17 protein-coding genes are annotated in these 21,871 nt (G+C 70.9%); 11 read left to right on the forward strand and 6 right to left on the reverse strand.

Annotated features, from left to right (window positions below; genetic code table 11):
• Positions 1-252 precede the first annotated feature (252 nt).
• Together ACFV1W_RS29040 and ACFV1W_RS29045 are read right to left on the reverse strand one after the other, a co-directional pair.
• The gene (locus ACFV1W_RS29040; RefSeq protein ID WP_380420209.1) at positions 253-1,209 is read right to left on the reverse strand and encodes a helix-turn-helix domain-containing protein; all 957 of its coding nucleotides are present in this window, start codon (positions 1,207-1,209) and stop codon (positions 253-255) included.
• A gap of 85 nt (positions 1,210-1,294) precedes the next feature.
• Positions 1,295-4,021, reverse strand: a complete 2,727-nt coding sequence (locus ACFV1W_RS29045; RefSeq protein WP_380420210.1) for an AAA family ATPase — start codon at positions 4,019-4,021, stop codon at positions 1,295-1,297.
• A 626-nt stretch (positions 4,022-4,647) separates the two neighbouring features.
• On the opposite strand from ACFV1W_RS29045, the gene ACFV1W_RS29050 reads away from it, so the two are divergent.
• Positions 4,648-5,853, forward strand: a complete 1,206-nt coding sequence (locus ACFV1W_RS29050; protein WP_380420211.1) for a hypothetical protein — start codon at positions 4,648-4,650, stop codon at positions 5,851-5,853.
• 227 nt (positions 5,854-6,080) lie between these two features.
• On the opposite strand, the gene ACFV1W_RS29055 is transcribed toward ACFV1W_RS29050, so the two are convergent.
• Positions 6,081-6,674, reverse strand: coding sequence for a DUF4291 domain-containing protein (locus ACFV1W_RS29055; protein WP_380420212.1), 594 nt, complete (start codon positions 6,672-6,674; stop codon positions 6,081-6,083).
• A gap of 376 nt (positions 6,675-7,050) precedes the next feature.
• On the opposite strand from ACFV1W_RS29055, the gene ACFV1W_RS29060 reads away from it, so the two are divergent.
• The 5 genes from ACFV1W_RS29060 (at position 7,051) to ACFV1W_RS29080 (ending at position 12,829) form a co-directional block, all read left to right on the forward strand.
• Positions 7,051-7,260 (forward strand): ferredoxin, encoded by a 210-nt coding sequence (locus tag ACFV1W_RS29060; RefSeq protein ID WP_380420213.1) that lies wholly within the window; start codon positions 7,051-7,053, stop codon positions 7,258-7,260.
• Complete coding sequence (locus ACFV1W_RS29065) at positions 7,250-8,605, forward strand: NAD(P)/FAD-dependent oxidoreductase (RefSeq protein ID WP_380420214.1); 1,356 nt, start codon at positions 7,250-7,252, stop codon at positions 8,603-8,605. The genes ACFV1W_RS29060 and ACFV1W_RS29065 overlap by 11 nt, the downstream gene beginning before the upstream one ends.
• 30 nt (positions 8,606-8,635) lie before the next feature.
• The gene (locus ACFV1W_RS29070) at positions 8,636-9,820 is read left to right on the forward strand and encodes a cytochrome P450 (protein ID WP_380420215.1); all 1,185 of its coding nucleotides are present in this window, start codon (positions 8,636-8,638) and stop codon (positions 9,818-9,820) included.
• A gap of 363 nt (positions 9,821-10,183) precedes the next feature.
• On the forward strand, positions 10,184-10,639 hold the full coding sequence (locus ACFV1W_RS29075; protein ID WP_380420216.1) for a hypothetical protein: 456 nt from the start codon (positions 10,184-10,186) through the stop codon (positions 10,637-10,639).
• Positions 10,640-10,861: 222 nt separating this feature from the next.
• Positions 10,862-12,829 (forward strand): hypothetical protein, encoded by a 1,968-nt coding sequence (locus ACFV1W_RS29080; RefSeq protein ID WP_380420217.1) that lies wholly within the window; start codon positions 10,862-10,864, stop codon positions 12,827-12,829.
• 176 nt (positions 12,830-13,005) lie between these two features.
• Here the strand turns inward: ACFV1W_RS29080 and ACFV1W_RS29085 are convergent, their stop codons facing one another.
• From ACFV1W_RS29085 to ACFV1W_RS29095, 3 genes are all read right to left on the reverse strand, one after another.
• Positions 13,006-15,081: a multicopper oxidase family protein gene (locus ACFV1W_RS29085; RefSeq protein WP_380420218.1), complete on the reverse strand. Its 2,076-nt coding sequence runs from the start codon at positions 15,079-15,081 to the stop codon at positions 13,006-13,008.
• 185 nt (positions 15,082-15,266) lie between these two features.
• Positions 15,267-15,965: an SDR family oxidoreductase gene (locus tag ACFV1W_RS29090; protein ID WP_380420219.1), complete on the reverse strand. Its 699-nt coding sequence runs from the start codon at positions 15,963-15,965 to the stop codon at positions 15,267-15,269.
• 243 nt (positions 15,966-16,208) lie between these two features.
• On the reverse strand, positions 16,209-16,838 hold the full coding sequence (locus ACFV1W_RS29095; RefSeq protein ID WP_380420226.1) for a GNAT family N-acetyltransferase: 630 nt from the start codon (positions 16,836-16,838) through the stop codon (positions 16,209-16,211).
• A gap of 308 nt (positions 16,839-17,146) precedes the next feature.
• Between ACFV1W_RS29095 and ACFV1W_RS29100 the strand changes: the two genes are divergently transcribed.
• The 5 genes from ACFV1W_RS29100 to ACFV1W_RS29120 all read left to right on the forward strand — a co-directional run bounded on the left by ACFV1W_RS29100 (position 17,147) and on the right by ACFV1W_RS29120 (position 21,792).
• Complete coding sequence (locus tag ACFV1W_RS29100; RefSeq protein WP_380420220.1) at positions 17,147-17,662, forward strand: hypothetical protein; 516 nt, start codon at positions 17,147-17,149, stop codon at positions 17,660-17,662.
• A gap of 4 nt (positions 17,663-17,666) precedes the next feature.
• Positions 17,667-18,692: a peptidase gene (locus ACFV1W_RS29105; RefSeq protein ID WP_380420221.1), complete on the forward strand. Its 1,026-nt coding sequence runs from the start codon at positions 17,667-17,669 to the stop codon at positions 18,690-18,692.
• 343 nt (positions 18,693-19,035) lie between these two features.
• Positions 19,036-19,761 carry a hypothetical protein gene (locus ACFV1W_RS29110; protein ID WP_380420222.1) on the forward strand — a complete coding sequence of 242 codons (726 nt, stop codon included), beginning with the start codon at positions 19,036-19,038 and terminating at the stop codon, positions 19,759-19,761.
• Between the two features lie 154 nt (positions 19,762-19,915).
• On the forward strand, positions 19,916-20,572 hold the full coding sequence (locus ACFV1W_RS29115) for a TetR/AcrR family transcriptional regulator (RefSeq protein ID WP_380420223.1): 657 nt from the start codon (positions 19,916-19,918) through the stop codon (positions 20,570-20,572).
• Positions 20,569-21,792 (forward strand): MFS transporter, encoded by a 1,224-nt coding sequence (locus tag ACFV1W_RS29120; protein WP_380420224.1) that lies wholly within the window; start codon positions 20,569-20,571, stop codon positions 21,790-21,792. Before ACFV1W_RS29115 ends, ACFV1W_RS29120 begins: the two co-directional genes overlap by 4 nt.
• The last annotated feature ends 79 nt before the right edge of the window (positions 21,793-21,871 follow it).

Genomic DNA, 21,871 nt, shown 5'->3' on the forward strand with positions numbered 1-21,871 from the left:
TAGCCAGAAGTCTTCGTAGTCGAGGGGCTGTTGGGCTGTCCCGTCATGTCCGTACGGGGGAGTCGTTCCGTACCGACTCGCCGCACGTCCCTGCGATCCGCCGTCGCCGTCCTCGGCTCGGCGTCGCGATCGCCCTGACCTCCACGCCGGCCTCCGCCGCCGGCGAGGGCAACCGCACCGGGCCGGTGGCCGCCGCAGCCCCGCCGCCAGCCGGGACGAGCTCGCGGCGGACTCCCGCATCCCGGGCCGTCGTCAGGACATGGCCTGCCAGTCACGGGGGGACATGCCGTATGCCGCCCGGAAGGACCGGCTGAAGTGGGAGGGGCTCACGAAGCCCCAGCGGCGGGCGACCCCCGATATGACCGGCGCCGTCGTGGCCGGGCGGGACAGCTCGCGTCGGCAGCGTTCCAGCCGCTCGCGCTGCACCCAGCGGCTGACCGTCGTTCCCTCGGCGCGAAACAGCTTGTGCAGGTAGCGCACCGAGATGTGATTCGCGTCGGCGATCTGGGCGGGTGAGAGGTCGGGCTCACCCAGGTGGCGCAGGACGTAGTCCTCGATACGGGCGAGCATGCTCCGCGCGTCCTGCGCGGACCGCTGGACGGGCAGGCCCCGGCGCTCGTGGACCAGTGCCGCCAGTAGGTCGGCGGCGGTCAGGGCGAGCCGGTGCCCGGTGCCGGGGTCGAAGTCCGCCGCCTGTGCGGCGAGTTGTTCCAGGTAGCCGGCGACGAGCCCGGAGGTTCCCGAACCGCCGTTGAACGCCGTACCTGTGACTGCTCGCAGCTCGTCGTCCGTCACCCCGAGCGCTGCCTTGGGCAGCCGGAACACGGTGACGCGGAAGTGTTCGGGATGTTCCCGCACGTAGGGACGGCCCGCGTCGGAGCAGGTGAAGCCGCCCGGCCCCACCAGTGCCTGCCGGCCGTCCTGCGTGAGCCGGGCGGTGCCACGGTGCTGGAGGGTGACCGTCAGGAACTCCGCACCGCCCTGGGAGATGCGGCGCCTGCCGCGTGACACGGTCTGCGGGCCCGCCTCGACCTCGGATATCCGGAGCCGGCCGAGCTGTCGGCTGGTGATCGTCCCGACCGGGGACGCGTGTCCGTGCAGGATCACGTCGAGCGGGACGAACGTGTCGGACACCAGCGCGTGCCAGCGACCGGCATGGTCGCGGGGTGACGGCGTGGCGGACGTGTGCTCGGGCAGGGCGACGGACATGGAGGACTCCGGGTGCTGTCGGGTGGTTCCCCACCTACTCTCGGACCGCTCGGCGCCTCAGCCATCCGTCACATGACTTGCGCCGTCACCGGTCCGGGCCGGAACCGTCCTCCCGCTCCACCACGTCGCGCAGCTGGCTGCGCGAGGTCACGCCGAGGGCCGGAAAGGCCTGGTAGAGGTGGGTTCCGACGGTCCTCGGCGACAGGAACAGGCGTTCGCCGATCTCCCGGTTCGTCAGGCCCTGGGCCGCGAGCCGTACGATCCGCTGCCGCTGCGGTGTCAGCGAGCGCAGCACGCTGTGCCGGGCGGCGTCGACGCTGACGCCCGCCGCCCGTAGTTCCGCCTCGGCACGCTCCACCCAGTGGACGGCGCCCAGACCGCGGAAGATCTCACGGGCCCTCGTCAGAGCTGCTCGGGACTCCGCGATCTGCCGCTGCCGCCGCAGCCACTCGCCGTACTCCAACCAGACCTGTCCCCGTTCGAACGGCCAGCGCTGTCCGGCCGGATCCTCCAGCGCTTCGCGGAAGAGCGCGCCGGCCGCGTCCGGTTCTGCCAGCAGCGCGGTGGCCCGGAGCAGGATCTGCCGCAGCCGCGCCGATGCTCCCGCGCCGACGGCGGCGGTCACCTCGTGCAGGGCGGCCCGTGCCTGTTCGGCATGACCGGTGAGGACGGCGGCCGCCGCGTGGTCGGCGACCGCGTAGCACGACAGGTGGTAGTGCACCGGTGCCCCCGAGCCGCTGAAGAGGGAGCTCAGGTGCAGGTGAGCGGTGTGGTGGTCGCCGAGGGCGGTGGCGGCGAGCGCGGCCGCCCGGCAGGCCCGGACCACGGTGGCGAGCGCTCGGGCCGGCTCGGTGACGGCCAGGGCCGCCGAGGCGTGGCGCAGTGCCGTCTCGGGCTCGCCGGTCACCGCGCACACGGTGGCGAGCGCGGTGAGCGCCCGTGCCGGGCCGAGGTTGTGGTGTCCGGCCAGGAAGCGTTCCGCGAGCCGCTCGACGCCGAGGCGTGCGTCGGCCCACCGGCCGCAGTCGAAGTTGGCCCAGGCCAGGTCCACGGCCGTCATCCCCCCGTGGAAGTCGGCCGCGTCCTCCCACTGCGGGTTTACCACTTCCCCGAGCAGGCTCACCGCCGTCTCGGTCTCGTCCAGCAGCATGCTGAGGACGCCGAGGGTGTGGGTCTCGGTCGGGACGAGGCCGGGCGCGGCAGTGACCGAGGGCAGCAGGGCGCGCACGGTGTTCCCGTGGACGAAGGGGTCGGTGACGCCGATGTCCCACAGGTGGAAGGGCCGGCCGACCGCATCGCCGTCCTGCGCTGCGCGGGCCGTCAGCAGCGGCCGGATCCGCTCGCGCTGGGCGGCCAGGCCCGAGTGGTAGACGATCCCGGTCGCGATCGTGGACACGTCCTCGGCGAGCTGCCCCGCGGGCGGTGCTTCCTCGCCGACGACGAGGGCGAACGCTCGTTCCAAGCGCAGCATCAGCATGGCGATCAGCCCGTTCAGGGCGCTGATCCAGCTGGTCGCGGCCGGATCCGGAGCGAGGTACGACGCCTCCGCGCCGAGGGTCTCGGCCCGGTCGAGGTCCCCGGCCAGTACGGCTGCGTAGGCCGCGGTCGACAGGAGCCTGGCCCGTTCACCCGCGTCCGGGTGGAGCTGGGCGGCCCGTTCCAGCCCGGCCAGGGCTTCGGCGACGGCGCCGCGCCCGAAGGTACGCATGGCGGTGGCTTCCAGGGCGGCGGCGACCGCGGCGTCGGGGGCCACCGTCGCGGCCGACAACTGCCAGGCCCGTCGGTCGGGGTCGCCGCCGAGCGCGGCCGCCAGTGCCAGGTGCGCCCGCCGCCGTTCGGCGAAGGGCGCGGCGCCGTAGACGGCGGAACGGACCAGCGGGTGGCGGAACTCGATCCGGTCCGCCCGCACGTGCATCAGTCCCGCCCGCTCGGCCGGCAGCCACACGTCGGTGTCCGAGCCCGGCGGGAGGGCGGCCAGGACGTCCGCCAGGGCCACGCCCTCCGCCGCGGCCGCGATCAGCAGGGCCTCGCGGGTGGCCTGCGGCAGCTCGCCCGCCTGGGCAGCGAAGGTGTCCTCCAACAGGTCGGTGATCGGCACCGGCCCGACGGGCGGGAGCCGGCCGTCCCGTGCCGTCTGCCGGGCGAGCTCGATGAGGGCGAGGGGGTTGCCGGCGGCGGTGGCCAGTACCTGGCGCCGGGCCAGGCCGACGGGCGGATCGGGTTGTGCGCCGAGCAGTTCCTCCGCTTCGGCCGAGGGCAGGGGAGCCACCACCACCTGCGACACCGTCGGGTCCAGCCAGTGGGGCCGGCGGGTGCCGCGCACCGCGACGATCAGCCCGATCGACTCGCCCGCGAGCCGCCGGGCGAGGAAGCCCAGAACCTGGCAGGTGCCCTGGTCGAGCCACTGGGCGTCGTCGACGGCGAGCAGCAGTCGACGTGCCGCTGCGATCCGTGAGGCGAGCGTCAGCACGGCCAGGCTCACCATCATCGGGTCCGGGGGAGTGAGGTCCTCGCTGAGCCCGAAGGCTCCGAGCAGTGCCGCCCGCTGACGGGCGGGCAGGTCCTCGTGCACGCCGTCGAGGACGGGCAGCAGAAGCTGGTGGAGGCCGGCGAACGCGAGTTCGCTCTCGGCGACGCTGCCCCGCACCCTCAGGACGCGAGAGCCTTCGTGTTCCGCCTCCTGGACCGCGGTGTCCAGCAGCAGGGTCTTGCCCACCCCCGCCTCGCCGAGCAGGAGAGCGACGGGCGACGCCGATCGGGGGGACAGCACGTCGGCGATGATCGCCCGTTCCTGATGACGACCGATCACCATGAATTCCCGAGACTCCGTTCCAAGCCGAGACCTCGTCCGTTCGGAAGAACGGACGAGGTACATCACCGCCGGAGCATATCCACCGCTCGGTCGTGGATTCAGCACGGGCCGCGGCCTGCGAGGGGCCGGAAGTCAGGACCGGCGTCACCGGGAACCGGTGCGCGTCGCCCTGAACGCAGGCCTCTGCCGAACCTGTCTGGCCGGTCGGAGCCGGCCCGGGGCCGATCTTCTTGCTCCGGCGCGAGCCGGATGGGCGATACCTGGATGCCCGGATCGGTTGGTGGACCGGTGACGCAGCGTTTCTCCTGGGTGGGGTGAGCGGAATGGTGCTCTGACCTGACATGGTGCCCTGACCCGAGGAGTGTGCGATGGCGTCGAGCGAACCCGGTCGCGATCCCGAGGACGGAGGAGCGCCGGGGCCCGAGGGCTCCGCCGCGCCCGGATCCGGCGAACCGGTGCCGCCCGCTCCCGCGTCCCCGGCCGGGGCCGGAGGTGAGGGCGTGCAGGGCGGCGTAGCGGAAGATGTCGCGCAGTTGAGGGCGCGGATCGCCGCACTCGAGGCGGCCACGCCGCCGCGCGGTAGGGAACACCATCGGTGGCGGACCTCGGGCGCGGTGGTGCTGATCGTGATCGCGTCGCTGCTGTCCCTGCTGTCGGTGCTGGCGGTGTGGACGTCCGACTTCGTGGGCGACACCGACCGGTACGTCCGGACCGTCGCTCCGCTCGCCACCCAGCCCGACGTCCAGGCGGCAGTCACCAGCCGGGTCACCCAGGTCGTGCTGGAGCAGATCGATGTGAACGCCCTGGTGAAGGAGCTCTCCGATGCCGCCGCCCAGCAGGGCGTGCCGCAGAACGCCGCGAACCTCATCAACAACCTCAGCGGTCCGATCAGGAGCGGCCTGACCCAGCTGGTCGGTTCCGTCGTGAACAAGGTGGTCACCAGCAGCGCCTTCGAGACCGTGTGGGTGGAGGCCAACCGGGCCGTGCACACTTCCCTGGACAAGGCGCTCACCGGCCAGGGCGGTGGCGCGATCAAACTGGAGAACAACCAGGTCGCCGTCGATCTCGCGCCCGTGATCGCCAAGGTGAAGGACGAGCTCGTCAACGCCGGTCTCGGGGTCGCGGCGAAGATCCCGGACGTGCACACCGACTTCGTGGTGTTCGCCTCCGACGACATCGGCAAGGTCAAGTCGTACCTCCGGCTGCTGGAGATCATGGGCGCCTGGTTGCCGGTCGTCACCGTCCTGATCGCCGCCGGTGGTGTGTTCCTCGCCGTCAACCGTCGCCGGGCACTGGTCGGCGCCGCCGTCGGGGTGGCGCTCGCCATGCTCCTGCTCGGGATCACGCTCACGATCTTCCGCGCGTTCTACCTCGACCACCTGCCGCCCGGCGCCAGCCAGGCAGCCGCCGGCACGGTCTACGACACCCTGATCCGGTTCATGCGCGCCACCGTCCGCGCGGTCGGCACCGTCGCCGTGGTCACCGCCGTCGGCGCCTTCCTGGTCGGTCCCTCCCGACCAGCGGTCGCGGTGCGCACCGGCTGCCGACGGATCATCGGCTCGCTGCGCGGTGCGCTGTACTCGCTCGGCATGAGGCTCGGCCCGGTGGGCCCGTTCGTACACCGTTTCAAGCGGTGGATCGGCGTGCTGATCCTGCTGGTGGCGGCCGTGATCCTGGCGACCTGGTCATACCCGACCTGGGCGGTGGGGCTGTGGATCACCTTCTTCGTGGCGCTGGCCTTCGCGATCAGGGAGTTCCTGGACACCGGTGGGGACGGTGACCGGGCACCGTCCCCCACGACCACGGGCGGGCCGCCCCCGGCCAACGCCTGAGTCCGTCCCGGTACGTGCGGCATGTCGATGCCGGCGCACGGCCTTCGCGACAAGGCCGGGGGTGGTCGACCGCCCCCGGCGCCGAGCAGCACCGGGGACCGGTTCGTTCGAGGCGCGGTAGCCGGAGGGTGTGTGGAGACGAGCTGTCCGCTGCGGGCAAGGCCCGAGAACAACGGCTGGTTCGCGGCGATCCTCGCGAAGGGGCACGGGGACTCGGCAGCAGCAGCTCAGGCGCCCAGGTGGGCCAGGAGCGTGTCGTCCGTCGGGTAGGGGCGCTCGACGGGAAGCAGCTCCCGCGCGGCGTCCGGCTTCCCGCCCCGCACCTGGGCGTGGACCGTCCGTGCGAGCGCGGTGACGTCCTCGACCGAGACGATCCACTCGTCCGCGAAGCGCCTGGCGGCCTCCCCGGCGAGGCCGAGCTGAAGCGAGCGGTGCGCAAGCGGCTGTAGGTGCAGGTCACGTTCCGGATCCCACTGCACGCGGGCCGGGGACCGCTTCGAATCGCGCTTCCAGCTGGCCCGGTCGGCGTGCAGCCCGGGTACGTAGTGGGAGAGGCAGCTGTTCCGCAGGGCCCATTCGAAGCCCTCGCGGCTGATCTCGATCGCGAGGACGGTCTCCTGGCCCTCCTTCGCCGCCCAGCCGCAGCGGTACATCATCCAGAGGAACGACGGTTTGATCCACGTCATCCGGTCCCGTTTCCACGCCGACGGAAACCGCCCGTCCCGTGCGGCCGGCAGGCCGATCTCGGGGCGGTACGCCTGGTAGACGGTCACCGTGGAGGCGGTGTGCAGGGCGCGGATCTCGAACTTGGGTACTGGCACGCTGACCAGGTTCGGTCTTCGGCGCGCATCGCGCCAGCGAATTCCTCTGGGCCCGGTGGCGGCTGCCAGGCCGCCCGGACGCGCCACAGGGCGGCAGCACCGGCCGAAACCGGTGCTGCCAGGCCGATCCCCGGTCAAGGGGCGCGGCCTGCCTGCGGTGGGTGGGCTGCGCCGTCCCGGCGCATCAGCAGGGGGCAGGAGAAGGCGTCACCGCTGAATCCTGACGAGCAACGGGAAGGCCGTTCTCCGGAGTTCGTCCACTTCTTCCATCGCGCCGACCCGAACCACAGCTCTCGCCACGAGGCATGCAGGCACCCGGGTCCGGCCCCATGCTGGAGATGAGGGGGGTGTGACAACGGAGGAAGAAGTGGTGGAGATGCGGACCGTTGTCGACCTCACGCGCTGCCAGGGCTACGCACAGTGCGTGTTCCTCGCCCCGGAGGTGTTCGAGCTGCACGGGGAGGAGGGGCTGCTGTACGCCACGGCCGTCCCGGACGACCAGGTGGATCGCGTACGCCAGGCCGCGGCGGCGTGCCCGGTGCAGGCGATCCTCCTCGGGGAAGAGGTGAGCACCGGTGGCCGGTGACCTGAAAGACGGCCTCATCGTCATCGTCGGCGCGTCGCTGGCCGGGCTGAGAGCCGCGGAGGCGCTGCGCGAGGAGGGCTTCGCCGGGTCGCTGACCGTGGTCGGGGACGAGCCCCATGCGCCCTACGACCGGCCGCCGCTGTCCAAGCAGGTGCTGCTGGGGCAGGCGACGGCGGACACCCTGGAGCTGCCGATGCGCCGGGACCCGGACGCCGAGTGGCGCCTGGGCGTGCGCGCCACCGGTGTGGACCTGCTGGCGAAACGGGTGCTGCTGGCTGACGGCGAGTCGCTGCCCTACGACCGGCTGCTGATCGCCACCGGAACCCGTGCGCGGCCCTGGCCCAACCCGGAGGAAGGTGCCCTGGACGGGGTGTTCACCCTGCGCACGCGCGAGGACGGCGCGGGACTGGCCGAGCGGCTGGCCGCGGGACCGGAGCGGGTACTGGTGATCGGCGGCGGCTTCACCGGCTCCGAGATCGCCTCCGCCTGCCGGGAACTGGGCCTCGCGGTGACCGTCGCCGAACGCGGCCCCGCACCCCTGGTGGGTGCGCTCGGCGGCACCCTGTCCAAGCTCGCCGCCGTCATGCAGCGCAACCACGGCGTGGACCTGCGCACCGGGGTGACAGTCACCGCCCTGAACGGCAACGGCGCCTTCACCGGCGCGCAGCTGTCCGACGGCAGCCGCGTCGAGGCGGACGTGTGCGTCGTGGCGCTGGGCGCGATCCGCAACGTGGAGTGGCTGGCCGAGTCCGGGCTGGCGGCGGGCCCACGCGGCATCGCCTGCGACGCGGGCTGCCGGGCCTTCACCATGTACGGGATCGTCACCGACGACGTCTTCGTGGCCGGCGACGTCTCCCGCTTCCCCCACCCGCTGTTCGGCTACCAGATGCTCTCCCTGGAGCACTGGGGCAACGCGGTCGAGCAGGCCGCGGTCGCGGCCCACAACATGGTCAACCCCGGGCCGCTGCAGCGCCCGCACCTGGCCCTACCGGTGTTCTGGTCGACCCAGTTCGGACTCAACATCAAGTCGGTGGGCGTCCCCACCTACTCCGACCACGTGGTCATCGCCCAGGGGTCCCTGGAGGCACGCCGTCTGGCGATGGTCTACGGCTACCAGGGCCGGGTCACCGCCGCCGTCACCGTCGACATGGCCAAGGCGCTCGACTACTACCGGCACCTGATCGAGACCGCCGCCCCCTTCCCGCCCCCGACCGGCGCACAGGACCGTGCGATCGCGGCCGACATCACGATCCCCTCCGCCGTACCGGACCCCTCCGTGCTGTCCCACGGCCCGACCGTCGCACTCACCGGGCACCTTCCGGACCGCCGGCTGACGGTGGTGTAGCCCACATCCCGCCCCCTGTGAGGAGCCACCATGGACTCCGCGACCCTGCTCGCACGGATCACCGACTACGCCAGCCGTCCCAACCCCTATCCGCTGTACGCGGAACTCCGCGAGGCCGGTCCTGTGGTGCCGCAGGCCGACGGCAGCTACCTGATCGGCAGCTACCACCACATCGCCGCTCTGCTCCACGACCCACGGATGAGTGCCGATCCCCGCACCCGTGGCGAGGTGACCCACAAGCCGCCGTTCCTGCGGCTCGACGACCCCGAGCACCACAGGCTGCGCACCCTGGCCATGCGGCCCTTCGGGCCTCCGCACAGCCCTGGCCGGGTCGACGGCATGCGTGGCGAGATCGACCGGATCACCGAGGAACTGCTGGAGCCGTTCGAGGCGGGGCACCAGGTCGACATCGTCGACGACTTCGCCTACCCGCTGCCCGTCACCGTGATCTGCCGCCTGCTCGGCGTGCCGCACGAGGACGAGCCGCTCTTCCGGGCCTGGTCGGACGCGATCGTCGCAGCCGCCGACGTCAGGCCCGACGACGACTCCGCCGAGCCGGACAAGGGCGGTGACCAGGCACGGATGGAGTTGGGCGGCTACCTGTTGAACCTGGCCGAGCAGCGCCGGGGCACGCCGGGTGAGGACATGCTCTCCGCCTTCGTCAACGAGCCGGACCCGGCCCTGCGGCTCACCCAGGAGGAACTCGCGGAAACCGCCGTACTGCTCCTCATCGCCGGACACGAGACCACGGTCAACCTGATCGCCAACGGCGCCCTCACCTTCCTGCGCCAGCCCGAGCAGTTGGACCGGCTGCGCCGGGAACCAGAGTTGCTGCCGCGTGCGGTGGAGGAACTGCTGCGCTACGAGCCCCCGGTCCACATGCGCGAGCGCATCCCGCACGCCGACGTGGACGTCGCCGGCACGCCCATCCCCCGAGGCGCCTCCGTGATCCTGGCCCTCGCCTCCGGCAACCGTGACCCCGAGCGGTTCCCCGACCCCGACCGGTTCGACCCCGCCCGCCAGGACAACCAGCACCTCGGCTTCGGCAGCGGCATCCACGCCTGCTACGGCGGCCCCCTGGCCCGTGTCGAGGCCTACGCCGCGCTTGGCGCGCTGCTTCCCCACCTCGCGACGGCGAGCCTGGTCCAGGACCCGCCCCCCTACCGGCAGAACGCCATGCTCCGCGGACCCCGCCACCTGCCCGTCCGCCTGTGAAGTCCGAGCCAGGGGGCGCGGCTCCGGAAGCGCCGGCAAGCCCCTCCGTCCCGGCCGTGCGCCCTGTCCACGGTCACCGGCCGTTCCTTCGACCGTGCGCGACTGCGCGGACCTCAGCCGTAGGCAGCGGTGGTGAGCCCCGCGGCGGTGGGCCAGGATGGATTCAGCGGCGGATTGCACGCCAAAACAGTGATCAAGCGTCCATGTCGGGATTCACGGTGTCTTTCCGCTGCGTGCGCCTGTGGCTTCGTTGAGCGCCGGTCCGGTCGCGGGTCGAGCGGATTTCCGCTGAGCGCGCATGGTGTGCCGGTCGCTCACAGACCAGTCCATGACCGCACGGGTGCGGGAGCGAGGAAGGCTGCGATGACTACAGAGGCTGAACTGCTCACATCCGACGATCAGCGGCTTGAGGAACTGTTTCGCAAGAGTTCGGCCGGTGAGATCCCCATAGGTCCGATGGAGGGCCGGGCGGTCTTCCCCGTGGCAGGTCGGGCGGGAGCCCGGCTGATCACCAGTCTGGTGAACCTGACCGCGTGGCGGGGCAAGGTCTTCAGCCCGGACGGTTACCTCAGCAACCGGCTCACCGCCATGGACATCCTGTCCATCGTCGCCACGGTCGGACCAGGACCGAGCCGTCTGGACGACCAGGAGTGCATCGTCATCGACTATTCCCACACGTCCTTGGTGTTCGCAGGCGTGCGAGACGAGGTCCGTCAGGTCGGCCCGGGCCTCTACCTGGGCCTGATCTGGCTGGCCGGCCGCAAGATCGGATGGTTCACGCTGCGCGACCCGGCCAACGCGGAGAACAGCAACGCATAGGGCCGACCGCGCCGGAACCCCGGTGCCTGATCACCGTCGCTCCGAGCGCCCGCCTCGACAGGGCGTGTTCCCCGCGAACACGCAGCGAGACCCTTCGGCGCGTCGCTCGGGTAGTCGGTCCGCAGGCGAAGGCTCGGCATCATGCCGACATCATGAGAGGACCTGACCGTGCCTCCCGCTATGAACCGCCCCCGTAGGTCCGCGCCCCACACGCCACGCGTCATGGCACCGGCCAAGCTCTCCCGGCACCGGCCGGTCACTGTCGTGGCGGCATTGGCCACCGCGGCACTGGCGTTGGCGGGGCTACCCGCTGCCCCGCCCCCCAGCACGCCGCCGACGCTGCACGGCACAGTCACCAGCGCGGGAAAACCGCTGCCTCACGCCGACGTCACTCTCCTCACCGGAGACCGCCTGGGCGTCCGGAATCTGGGCCGCGCCACGACCGACGCCGGGGGAGCCTTCCAGATCCGGTCCGCCCAGGCCACGGGCTCGGTGCTGTACGTCGACGCCGCGCCCCACGGCGACCGGTCGTTGCGTCTGCGTTCCGTCGTGGGGATCGGCCCGGGCGGCGGCGTGCCACAACGCCGGGAATCCGTTGTCACGGTCAACGAATTCACCACGGTCGCCGCCACCTACGCACTGGCCCAGTTCACCGACCAGCACGGCATCACCGGTCCCAGCCCCGGCCTGGAGAACGCTGCTGCGACGTCCTACAACCTCGCCGACCCGGCCTCGGGAGAACCCGGCAAGGTCGTCACCGACCAGAACAACGGCACCAGGAACGAGACCCTGGCCACCATGGGCACCCTGGCCGACCTCGTCTCCCTCTGCGCGCCGGAAGCGGACACCGGCCGGTGCCAGGACGTGCTGCGTCTGGCAACACCGCAGCAGGGGACCACTCCCGCCGACACGGCACAAGCCGTGCTCAACCTCGCGCACAACCCGAGCCTGGCCACCGGAGAGCTGTACGCCCTGGCCGGCCGGGCGCACACCTACACCCCTGCGCTCACCGCGGCACCGGAAGCCTGGGTCCTGGCCCTGCACTACACCCCACCCGATGTCTACGCCCCCGGCCGGATGGCCATCGACGCCAAGGGCAATGTCTGGGCCTCCAACAACTGGCTGCCCGGAACACGAAACCCCAGCCCCTACGTCACCGTGCAGGATCCGGTGGGTGACCCCGTCCTGAACAGCCCCATCAGTGGCGGCGGCATGAAGGCGGGCGCCTGGGGCATCGCCATCGACCACGACGGCTCCGTGTGGGTGCCCAGCTACGGCGGCGATGCCATGTCGAAGTACTCGTCGACCGGAAACCCGCTTTCACCCGGCACAGGATTCAAGAACGGCGACCTGAACCACCCCCAGGGCACCGCGGTCGACCAGAAGGGCAACGTCTGGATCGCCAACTTCTACGGTCTGAAAGGCAATCGCGGCCAGGGGAGCGTGATCGTCTACCCGCACGGGGACCCCTCGAAGGCGATCACCATCGAGGGCGGCGGCCTCGACCACCCGTTCTCCATCCAGATCGACGGCTTCGGCCGGGCCTGGGTCACCAACGCCCGCCTCAACGGGGCAAGGCTCCTGGACACACGCGTGCCCGAGGGCCACGCGGGCGGAAGCGTCACCGTGATCGGGCCCGACTTCAAGCCGACCTCGTTCTCGCCGATCAAGGACAGCTCGCTCGACTGGCCCCTCGGCCTGGCCGTCGACTCCAAGAACAACGTCTGGGTGCCCGACTTCGTCAGCAACTCGGTCACCGAGATCGGGCCGAGCGGCAGGATCACAGGCGTGTACGGACTGCCGACCGCCATCGCTCCCTGGTCCGTGGCCATCGACGGTTCCGACCGCGTATGGGTCGCCGGCTTCGGCGCCCCCTCCGTCTCCGTCCTGTGCGGCGTGAACACCAGCACCTGTCCACCCGGCTCCTCCACCGGCTCGCTGCTGACGCCGCCCCACGGCTATCGCAGCAGCTCCATCCAGCACCTCACCGCCATCCAACTCGACCAGTCCGGCAACGTCTGGCTTGCCAACAACTGGTCCGAAGTCGTCCCGCCCACCGGCGGTAACGGCCTGGTCGAACTCATCGGAGTCGCCACACCTGTCTGCACACCCCTGACCCCGGTACCCTCGCGCCCGGCAACGACCAGCTCAACCGCCTGCCCCTCGCAGACCAGCACGCAGCCCGGATGACCACGCCCGGCGATGCCGCCCGGCCGGGCCGGTGCCCGCGCCGCACGGCGCACCGGTGAGCGGTGGTCTGCGGTCAGCGGCCCCGTGCCGTCGAGGAGTTCGCGGAGGATGTCCGCGGGGCCGTGCGGCGGCCGGTCTTCTCATCCCGCCGCCGAGTGATCACCGCCGAGAGGACCTCAATGGCTGCGCTGATCAAGTACTTGCAACGGCCGCATCATCTCATTGTCCTCATGGTCCAGAATGTGACAGTGCCAGACGTACCGTCCCGCGATGCCGAAGCGCACCTTGACGCGGGTGATCTGACTCGGCAATGCGATCACGGTGTCCTTGTACCCGCCTTCCCCCGGTTGCGGGGGTGACGATGCGCCGCCCGTGATCGCCCGGCGGTCAAGGACCTGGAATCCGATCTGATGAATGTGGACCGGGTGTGCGTCGCTGGTGAAGTTGTGCAGTTCCCAGATTTCGGTGTCGCCCTTCACCGGCGTCTCGGTGACCGGGTCCGACCACGCGAGTGGGGTGGCCGAGCCACTTGGCGTGACCGTGCCGAGCATGTCCATGGTGGGCGCGCCGGTGAAGTACGCGGAGTCCTCTTCGTTGAGCGACAGCTTCCGGACCGCCCGGCTCCCGGGAAGCGCCGGGACCGGAGGAAGCGCGATCTGCGACGGCGGGACACTGGTGTCGGTGGAGGCAAGGGGAACGATGCTGAATTTCATGACCTGCCCTGTGGTCGTGACATCCGCCGGGGCGAAGTCGGTGACCGGTGCGCCGCCGCCGTACGCCTCGTCCGGGCCCTCGTTGATCAAGTAGAGCCCGGTGCCGACCGGGGCGCCGGTGAAGTCGACCACCACGTCGACGCGCTCCGCGGGGGCGAGCAGGAGTTGATCCGACTGGACCGGAGCCGGCAGGAATCCCTGGTCGTTCCCGATCTGCCAGAAGGGCAGCGCGGGGTTGACGGGGCGGGGGGCCGTGGCGTCAGCCGCGATCTTCAGGATGAGGGTACGGGCGTTGCTCGCATTGAGGATGCGCAGGCGGTATCGCCGCGGTTCCACGTCGAGTACCGGCCAGGTGTTCCCGTTGACGACCATCGTGGTGCCGAAGAACTCCGGGTTCCAGATGGGCGGAACATCGGTACCCGGGATCCACGGACCGTCCGGCGGGGTGTCCCCGAAGTATCCACGACTGCTGGGGAAGAACACCGACCCGTCCGCGTTGAAGGACTTGTCCTGGACCACCAGGGGGATTTCGTAGGGATGGGCGCGGTCGCGCCCGCCTCGCCCGTCCTGCCCCGGTGCCGGCCCGGGAAGTGCTCCCGGGGGGAGATCGGCTGGTCCGCCTCGCAGCAGGTAGAAGCCGGCAAGGCCCGCGTAGACATTCACCCGAGTCATGCCCAGAGTGTGATCGTGGTACCAGAGGGTTGCGGGGCGCTGATCGTTGTTGTACGCGAAGGTGGCCGACCCGGGGCGCCAGCGGATGCCGTAACGGTCACGGAACTGATCGGCGAACCGGTCGTAATAGGTACCTGCACGAGCGTATCCACGAGGAATGTCACGAGAGGCCGGCAGGTACCAGGCTTCCGGGTATCCGTCACTCTCTTCCCGGCTGTACCCGCCGTGCAGATGGGTCACGATGGGCACCGGTCCCGTGTACGGCCCGGGGGTGGCCGAGAAGGTAGGCCGCGCATCACGTCCGCCCCTTCCGCCAGGAGGGTTCGCCCAATGCAAGGTGGGGTCCACAGCGCATAGATGGGGAAGATGGAAGCCGCGAGAGGTGACGAGGTCGTTGACCCATGTCACGGTGATCGGCCGGTCCACACGGGCCTCAATGGTCAAGCCCGGCGTATGGAATGTCTGCTCGTGGCCCACGGCTCCGTAGCCCCAGACCGTGGTGGCCGGCATCCCGATCGGCAGCATTTGCTGTCGGAACTGACGGATCGCGATGCGGTAGGAGTCCCGGCCCGCGCTGGGCATTTCCCCGAGAAGGAACAGCGGCGTTCGGTACTTGGGTACGGATGACGGATCGAGCGCGCCTCCCGGTGGCCGCGAAGGCTGCGGGTGGCGCCGACCGTGTCGAAGGGCATCCGACCCCGGTGAAGAATTGACCGCGTAGGCATGTCCGTCCGCAAGCACGCCGACAAAGCCTGCGGCGCCGACTGCCGAAACGGTGGTTCTGAGCAGCTCGCGTCGGCTCGGCAGAGAATTTTCGGCGACATCGGCAGCCTGCGAATTCCCCGGAGGGTCGTCATCCCTGATCACGCTCGAACTGTATGTGCACGTTATGGAGCGCGGCGTTATTTCTGCCGGTCGACATGCCCCGCCCCTTAAAGTCTGATCATTAGGTTATTACTGCAGAGGCCGATCTGAAAGTGCCTTCGGCCTCGCCGCGTCCCTCGCAGCGCAGGCCGAAGGCGCCCTGCCGTACGGTCGTCGGGAGCGCGGCGTCAGCCCAGCTGCCCGGTAGGCCGCACGGTGATGTGGTTGATGTCCACGCCCGCGGGCTGCTTGATGGCGAAGGCGATCGTGTCCGCGACCTGATCAGGGGTCATCGACGGCGACGCGTCGGGGGTGCCGCCGCGCTCGGCCCAGAACGGGGTGTCCACGACCCCGGGGGCGACGACGGTCACGCCGACGCCGTCCTTGCCGACCAGCAGCCGGGTGTTCTCGGCCAGCGCGTGCGCGGCCCACTTGGTGACCGAGTACAGGTTGCCAGGCGTGTTGCGCACCCCGGCGACCGAACCGATGATCACGATCCGGCCCTTGGACTCCCTGAGGTGCGGCAGGGTCTCGCGCACCAGCAGGGCCGGTCCCAGGACGTTGGTGAGGACCATGGCGCGCATGTCCTCGGGGGCGTGGCTCTCCAGGTTGCCCGGCAACGAGAAACCGGCATTGGCGATGACGTTGTCCAGCCGGCCCCACAGGTCCACCACGTGGCGCACCGCGGAGGCGACGTCGTGCGCGTCACTGGTGTCGCCGGTGATCGTCAGCAGCCGCTCGCCCGCTCCGGCCGAGGTGGCGAAGGCTGCCAGCTTGTCCGCGTCACGTCCGGTGACGGCCACGTGGTGGCCGTGGTCGAGCAGGATGCGGGCCGTGGCGGCGCCGATTCCGGTCGAGCCACCGGTGATCAGCGTGACGGGTTCCATGGGACGGCCTCCTCGGCGACGTGGTCAGCGGGGCTCCCGCGGCGTTCATGGATGTCGACGAACGCGAGGTGACGCGTGAGGTCGAACAGACTTCCGGTGGTCGGCCCCCGAAACGCCTGCACTATACCCAGCGATCTTCCCCGCGACCCGGTGCACCATCGCTCACCGCCGGTGGCCCGGTGCCCCCGGGCGGGGACCGTCGCGCTCTTCCCGCCGACGGTCAGCACCGGGTGCTCGTCGTGGTCACCCTGCGGCACGGCACCGCCGCACCGCCTCAGGATCCCTGCGCATGCACCAGGTGCGCGGGCCGTCGTGGGGGAGCCGGACGTCGGCGGTGACCCTGAAGCCGAGGCGTTCGTAGAACCGCACGTTCGCCTCGCTGGAGGTTTCCAGGAACGCCGGATACCCGGCGCGCTCGGCCTCCTGGATGCCGGGAATCAGTACGGCGCTGCCGAGGCCCTTCCGCTGAGCCTCGGGGGCGGTGGCCGCGGTCTCCAGGAACCATCCCGGCTCCTCGGGCCGGTACGGGGCCATGGCCGTGTCGGCGCTCTCGGAAGCGGCGGCCCGGTCGCCGCCGAGTTCGGTGAGGACCGGCCCGAGTTCGGCGAGGACTGGTGAGGGGTCCCGGCCGGGAACGGCCCAGACGGCCACGGCGCGGCCTTCGTCGGCGACCCAGACCCGGCCGTACACCATGCCGATGCGGGTCAGGCACAGCTCCTGGTAACGCCGTATCCGCTCCTCATGGCCATCCGCCGCGATCACGTGCCGCGTGAAGGGGTAGTCGGCGAAGGCGCGGGCGAGGGTGTCGACCGCGGTGGGAACGTCGGTGTCGGTGATGGGGCGTACGGAAGGGGCGCTCCGGTTCTGCGGCATGTTCACCAGACGATCTTGACAGCAGGCTGCTGCCCCGACAACGCGTTTGACCGGGCACCAAGACCTGCTCCACCTGGACCCTCGGCCAGGGCATCGAGCGCGGCTGCCTCGCCGACTACCGCGTCCTCCTCCCCGTCGAAGGGCGTGCTGGGCTTCGTTCCAGCTGGAATGTGGTCATTCGTCCGGGGGAGTGCGGCGTGCGTCGGCTTGCGTGAACGGGCCCCGCCCGCTTTCCTGACGCCACGTCAATCTGCGTGTCCGCTGTCAACCAGCATGTGTGCTGGCGGGCTGTCACTTCGGGAGTTGTTGTGCGTTCACGAATCCTGTCCGTCGCGGCCGCAGCCGCTGCTCTCGTCGCGGTCCAGCCGGGCCTTGCCGTCGCAGCGGGCGACCCCAGCACCACGGAGACGTTCACCGTCACGTCCGGCGCATTGACGCTGACGGTACCGGCCAGTGCCAACCTCGGTTCGGGAGCGCCCGGCACCGTCATCAGCGCGCCGATCGGCCCCTGCACGGTCACCGACGACCGCGCCCTCCTGTCGGCCTCCTGGACGGTGACCGCAGCGGAGACGGACTTCGTGAACGGTACGTCGACGGTACCCGCCACCGACGCCACCTACACGGTCGGGGTGGTGACGACGACCGGTACCATCACCGTCACTCCCACGAACGTGACGCTGAGCAACACCGCGCAGACGGTGCTCAGCGGGACCGCCGGTGTCGGAGACAACACCGCGACCTGGGACCCGACGATCTCCGTCAACGTCCCCGCCAGCGCCGTCGGCGGGACCTACACCGGTACGCTGACCCAGTCCGTTGCCTGATGGGATGACGGGGGCGCGCCGGTACTGGGTCGTGCTACTGGTGCTGGCCTTCGTACAGGCGGCCGGGGTGATGCCGGCGGCGGGGCACGGAGCGCCCGGGGCGTCCTCCCCGCAGGACCCGGCTGCGGGCAGGAGCATCGGTATCAGGCTGCTTGACGTTCCGGAAAGCCGCCGTGCCGATCCCAGGGCGCAGGCCTACATCGTCGACCACGTCGCGCCCGGCACGACCATCGAGCGGCGGGTGGAGGTCTCCAACAAGTCGTCTGTGCCGATGCACGTCAACGTCTACGCCGCGGCGGCCACCATCACGAACGGAAAGGCCACCTTCGCGCCGAAGCGCACCCCCAACGAGCTGACCGGCTGGACGTCGTTCGACAGGGCGGACCTTGAGCTGGCGGCCTCCGAAACGGCGCGGGTACGCACCACCATCCGGGTCCCCGGCGACGCGGTCGCCGGGGAGCGATACGGCGTCATCTGGGCGCAGACGGACACCCCCACGGACCGCTCGCACAATGTGACGTTCCTCGGCCGGGTGGGCGTCCGGATGTACATCGACGTCGGTCCCGGCGGTGAACCACCGTCGGACTTCAGGATCGAGCGGCTCTATCCGACACGAGCCGGCGACGGGCGGGAAGAGGCGCGCGCCCGGATCCGTAACACGGGGTCCCGCGCCCTGGACATCGGCGGGGCGCTCTCCCTCGTCGACGGGCCGGGCGGACGGCGCGCCGGACCGTTCCCGGTCGAGCCGGGCACCACGCTGGCTCCGGGCGACGCCGCGGAGGTGGCCGTCCCGCTGGACGCAAGGCTGCCGGGCCCGTGGACCGCGGAGCTCACGCTCAGAAGCGGCCTGGTCGAGCACGCCACGCGTGCCACCGTCACCTTCCCGACGACTCCCGGCAGCGTTGGAGCAGTCGCCGCGCCGGCCGCCCAGCAGGGGTACTTCCCCGCTTCTGCGGTCGCCGGGCTCTCAGCCCTCGTCCTCGCCGCTCTGGGCCTTTCGCTCTTCAAGTTCGTCCGGCGCCGCCGGTGACCACTCCGATCGAGCCCCGTCCCCGCGCCGGGCCGACCTGTTCCGTGGGCGACGCACGGTGGTGGTCATCGAGCGCGTCACCGCTCCCTCGCGTCGGCGTCAGCCTCGCCGGCGCGCTGGCGCTGGCGCACCATGTGCCCATCCGCTGTGGTTGCCGGGGCCCGTGTGCTCGCCGCACCGACGAGTCCGTGAGCGCGAGCCCACTTGCTGAAGCAGGGAGTGGCATCAATGTCACGATGAGTGTCCATGGCTTGTTGTCGGCGGTTTGGAAACGGAGATGTCGGTGTTCAGGCATGGGAGAGGGCGGGCCGGCGCGAGCCGCGGCACGGAAGGTACGGGTGGCATGTTCGGATCGTGGTTGAGGGTGCGGGCCCGCAAGGCGGGGTCGGTCATGATGGGCGGGTCGGCCGTCCTGGCGGTCGTCCTGGCCGCAGCCTGGACCGCCACGGTTCAGGGAGCGCACGTCGCCCGGGTCGACGACGGGAGGGCGCTGGCGAGCGGCACCGCCACCACCGGCCGGACCGAACCCGGTGGCACCGCCACCACTGACCGCGGCACCGACAGAGCCGTCGGCACCGGAACTACCGGCCTCGCATTCACGGTGATTCCGGTCCCACCCTCCCTGACCATCGCCAAGAGTCACACGGGCCCCTTCGTCCGGGGCGAGGACGGCACTTACACCATCACGGTGGGTAACACCAGCGCGGCGGGCCCGACCGACGGCGGCACGGTGACCGTCCACGACGTCCTTCCCGCAGGTCTTGCGGCCGAGAGGATCACCGGCAGCGGGTGGAACTGCGTCCTGGCCACCCTCACCTGTACCCGCAGCGACGTCCTTCCTGCCGGGCAGAGCTACCCGCCCGTCACCCTGAAGGTCGACGTCTCCTGCGACGCCCCTGAACGGGTCACCAACACCGCTACCGTCACCGGAGGCGGTGACACCACCATCCGCACGGCCACCGACCCCACCACGATCAAGTACCACGAGCACCACGGTCACGACGGCAACGGCGACGGCGGCGGCGACGGTCATGACGGTCACGACCACTGCGATCGCCACGACCACTGACAGCGGCACGGACCACCGGTCGGCTCCGTGGCCGGCCCCGGGTGCGGACGACCACGGCGGTCGCCGCGGTCATCCGCGCCCAGGGGCTGCCATGGAGAACGATCACTCACTCCGCGAGTAGACAGTGTCTACAACCGCCTGGTAGACACTGTCTATGACTGATGGAGGCTCCCTTCGGGAGCGGCTGATCGACGTCGGGGTCGACCTCGTGCTGACCGAGGGCTCCGCGTCCGTGGGCCTGCGGGAAATCGCCCGTCGAGCGGGGGTGTCGCACGGGGCGCCGCGCAGGTACTTCCCCACGCACCACGCGCTGCTCTCGGCCATCGGCCGTCGCGGCTTCGAGGACCTCGCAGCCATGTTCGAGGACGCAGTCGCCGGCACGACCACACCGCGCGGCCAACTGGAGGCCCTCGCGCGGGCGTACCTCGGGTACGCACTGGAACGCCGCGGCATGTTCGAGCTCATGTGGCGGCACGACCTGCTCGACGGCGCGGCGCAGGCATCGGACCAACCGAGGCTGCGCGAGTCGACCATCCCGCTGTTCGGGCACTTCACCGGACTCGTCGCCCGATGCCGGTCGGAGCGGGATGCCGCGCGAAACGCCGACGGGCCGAACGAGGCCGGACCGCCGCCCGCGGTGACTGCCGCCGCCCTGTGGTCGAACCTGCACGGCATGGCCCAGCTGTGGGCCTGGGGCAGCCTGCAACTCGCCCTCGGCACCCCACCGCTGGGCGGTGACCCCGGCGACGACCAACGCGACCGGCTCATCGCGGCAGTTCTGGACGCCCATCTCGGCCCGGTGACCTCATGACCGCACCCGTACAGCGGCAGATCGCACTTCTGGTCAGCGTGGTCGGCGCGGTGATCGTCGCACTGGACGGAACCATCCTGCTCATGGCGCAGCCCGGCATGCAGCGTGATCTCGGCGCGAGCGTGGCGCAGATCCAGTGGACGAGCACCGGCTATCTGGTCGCCGTGGCCGCGTTACTCGTGATCGCCGGGCGTCTCGGGGATCGGTACGGTCACCCGCGCCTGCTGTTCGTCGGCGTCCTCGGTTTCGGGGCTGCCTCGGCCGGGATCGCGCTCGCGCCGGGCGTCGGCTGGGTGATCGTCCTGCGCGCGGTGCAGGGCGGGTTCGCCGCGTTCCTGCAACCTGCGACGCTCGCGCTGCTACGGCTGGCGCATCCCGCGGACCGGCTCGGCAGGCCGATCGCCATTCGCACCGGTGCGATCGCGGTGGCGGCAGGGTCCGGTCCGCTCCTGGGCGGTGTTCTCGTGGCTCATCTGGGGTGGCGCGCCGTCTTCTGGGTCAACGTGCCCCTCGCGCTCGTCATCGCCGTTCTCGCCCTCGCCGTGCGGACGCCGGCACCTCAACGTGCAGACTCTCCACGGCTCAACCTCGCCGGGGCGGGCCTGCTGGCGGCCGTGCTCGCCATCCTGGTCCACGCCCTGGCCGACGTGCCCGCGCGGGGATGGACCACCGCGCCGACGCTGCTCGAACTCCTCGCCGTCATCGGCGTCGCAACGGTGCTCGCCCGGCACGAACGCCGCACGACGCACGCGATCGTTCCACCAGCCGTAGCGGGGTCCGTAGCGGTGACGGCGTCGATGGCGATCCTGCTGGTCACCACCGCCGGCCTGTTCGGCGCGCTGTTCAGCGCCACCTTCTACCTCCAGGACGTACTTCGCCTCGACCCACTCGCCAGCGGTCTGCGCGTGCTCCCGCTGACCGTGCTCATGGTCCTCGGCTCACCCGCGGCGGTCGCCGCACTGCGCCGGTACGGTGCGCGCCGCACCGCGATCGCCGGTACGGTCCTCGTCGTGGTCGGCATCGCGGGGCTGTCCCGGCTCGGTCCTGCCACTACATGGACGGCCATGGCCGCGGCCTTCGCCGCCATCGGTGCCGGGTTCGCCACCGTGATGGTCACCGCCACCGGGACCGTCGTCGGTGACGCGCCGCCCGGGTACGCCGGGGTCGTCAGCGGGCTCAAGCAGACCGCCATGAACATCGGGCCTGTCGGCAACGGGTGAAACGAGGACCACGGACAGCGGATCAAAAGCGGGTCACTTCGTGATCTCTTGATCATCCTGACTTCATGGGTAGCGGGAG

The organism is Kitasatospora sp. NPDC059648 (genome assembly GCF_042734825.1).
In the GTDB taxonomy this organism is placed as follows: Bacteria; Actinomycetota; Actinomycetes; order Streptomycetales; family Streptomycetaceae; genus Kitasatospora.

Excerpts from the sequence above, each read along its gene's own strand:
- ACFV1W_RS29040 (WP_380420209.1), bottom strand. The coding sequence starts at position 1,209 with ATGTCCGTCGCCCTGCCCGAGCACACGTCCGCCACGCCGTCACCCCGC.
- ACFV1W_RS29045 (WP_380420210.1), bottom strand. The coding sequence starts at position 4,021 with ATGGTGATCGGTCGTCATCAGGAACGGGCGATCATCGCCGACGTGCTG.
- ACFV1W_RS29060 (WP_380420213.1), top strand. The coding sequence starts at position 7,051 with ATGCGGACCGTTGTCGACCTCACGCGCTGCCAGGGCTACGCACAGTGC.
- ACFV1W_RS29070 (WP_380420215.1), top strand. The coding sequence starts at position 8,636 with ATGGACTCCGCGACCCTGCTCGCACGGATCACCGACTACGCCAGCCGT.
- ACFV1W_RS29075 (WP_380420216.1), top strand. The coding sequence starts at position 10,184 with ATGACTACAGAGGCTGAACTGCTCACATCCGACGATCAGCGGCTTGAG.
- ACFV1W_RS29080 (WP_380420217.1), top strand. The coding sequence starts at position 10,862 with ATGGCACCGGCCAAGCTCTCCCGGCACCGGCCGGTCACTGTCGTGGCG.
- ACFV1W_RS29090 (WP_380420219.1), bottom strand. The coding sequence starts at position 15,965 with ATGGAACCCGTCACGCTGATCACCGGTGGCTCGACCGGAATCGGCGCC.
- ACFV1W_RS29095 (WP_380420226.1), bottom strand. The coding sequence starts at position 16,838 with ATGCCGCAGAACCGGAGCGCCCCTTCCGTACGCCCCATCACCGACACC.
- ACFV1W_RS29105 (WP_380420221.1), top strand. The coding sequence starts at position 17,667 with ATGACGGGGGCGCGCCGGTACTGGGTCGTGCTACTGGTGCTGGCCTTC.
- ACFV1W_RS29110 (WP_380420222.1), top strand. The coding sequence starts at position 19,036 with ATGTTCGGATCGTGGTTGAGGGTGCGGGCCCGCAAGGCGGGGTCGGTC.
- ACFV1W_RS29115 (WP_380420223.1), top strand. The coding sequence starts at position 19,916 with ATGACTGATGGAGGCTCCCTTCGGGAGCGGCTGATCGACGTCGGGGTC.
- ACFV1W_RS29120 (WP_380420224.1), top strand. The coding sequence starts at position 20,569 with ATGACCGCACCCGTACAGCGGCAGATCGCACTTCTGGTCAGCGTGGTC.